The sequence below is a fragment of the Nocardia sp. NPDC003345 genome, from assembly GCF_053589395.1.
This window is the reverse complement of sequence record NZ_JBSFRU010000592.1, coordinates 1-1551: the sequence shown is the minus strand read 5'-3', so window position 1 is coordinate 1551 and position 1551 is coordinate 1. Positions and strand designations below refer to the sequence as shown.

Here is a 1551-nt window from a genome sequence, read left to right as displayed (position 1 = left end):
TGCAGTAGCCCGCAGCGCGATATCGAGCGCCGCGGAGCGTCCGGCGCTCAGATCGACCACCACCACTCGGAATTCCTGTTCCAGAGCGACCAGCAGCTCTGCGCACCGGGTCACCACGGCCTCGTCCGAAGTGAGGAACTCGGCGCCGCCTTCGTCGCCTGGAAACAAGACCAGCCGCCCGGAACGGGGCCCGATCCGTTTGAGCTCTGCGCGATCGGTGGCGGTGCCGACATCGATCCGGGCCGCGGTACCGCTCTCGCCCAGCAGATAGGAGTGCACCCCGCCACCGGCGATTCCGCGTTCGGCGGTGCTTATCTCGAAGAGAGCACCGGCGGTCGGGGAACCGAAATCGAAATCGACGTAAGCGACGTTCCGGCCGGAAATGCACAGCCGGTAGGCGATATTGGAGCTCGTCACCGATCGGCCGGTGCCGCCCTTGTCGGAAGTGGAGAAAACCAGCACCTACTCCACCCCTTACCGCGTCGCGTCCTGGCGGGCGTATGCCAGTTCGTCGAGCTGGATCAGGGCCTGGGTCGCCAGGCTGTAGGCGGTACCCGGCCGCTCCCGCAGGACGGTGCGGGCCCGGTCCAGTGACTGGCGGATCCGGTTGACCGCGGCTTGTTTCGGAGTGGGGTCGTCACCCTCGACTTCGAGTTCTTCCTGGTTGAGTAGATGCTCCGCCTCGCTCATCAGGTCGATGGCACGCGCGACCATGCTCGAGGGAGCAAGGGGCGGTTCGCGGAACGTATCGTAGGCGATCACCAGGCATTCCATGATCCGTTCGGTGACGAACCAGGAGGGCCCTTCCTCGACGTGCACCGTGGGCCCGAGTTCGGCGGAAGGGTCGTCCCAGAGCCCGGCCGCCGGTCCCTGGCGCAGGATGCGCCGATCGAGATGGTCCATGGCAGCTTCGGCCAGGGCCATCAACCGGTCCCGGGTATCGACATCGGTGCGCAGGCGGGCGGCCTGCAGGCACCGCTTGAGCATCATGGTGACGAAATCGGGTACCTGCCAGCGCAGCAGAGGACCGCCGTCGATGTCCTCACTGCCCGCCAAGGCCAGCCGGACGCCGGGGAAATGCAGGATCGCGGCCGGATCCCCGGCCATGAGCCGACTGGTGATCCGGCCTCGGCGGGCCAGTTGGTCGAAGATCGCCACTGTGCGGGCCAGATCCTCGGTACTGTCCCGGTAGACCAGATCCTGGATGAGGATCGCGGAGACGGTGAGACTGAAGTAGTCCGATTCCTCACCATCGGAGGTGCGCCACGGAATATCCTCCAGCGGCCAACGCCCGCCGCCGAATCGCGCGACCGTCGACCAGTAGTTGCGGGCGAGTTCGAATCGTAGCTGGAGCGCGTCGGCGAGTTTGCGTTGTTCGTCGGTGAGCAGGTCCAGTTCTCGGATGCGCTGGGAGGAGAGGTCGATGATGCCGTCGAGCGCCACCGCGGTGAAATAAAGGTAGGGACGCGGTTCGGCGTGACCGGCTGTATTGCCTGCCCGGCCCGGAACGAAGTCGATGGGTTCGGCGGTCCGGACGATTCCCCAGCCCCA

Annotated in this window: 2 protein-coding genes; both read right to left on the bottom strand. The window is 66.2% G+C overall.

The features are described 5' to 3' along the window. A partial coding sequence (locus tag ACWDU1_RS32270) for an SCO2523 family variant P-loop protein (RefSeq protein WP_450004202.1) occupies positions 1 to 462 on the bottom strand: 462 nt, incomplete at its 3' end. A 12-nt stretch (positions 463 to 474) separates the two neighbouring features. Continuing rightward, on the bottom strand, positions 475 to 1551 hold a 1077-nt coding region (locus ACWDU1_RS32265), incomplete at its 5' end, for an SCO2524 family protein (protein WP_450004201.1).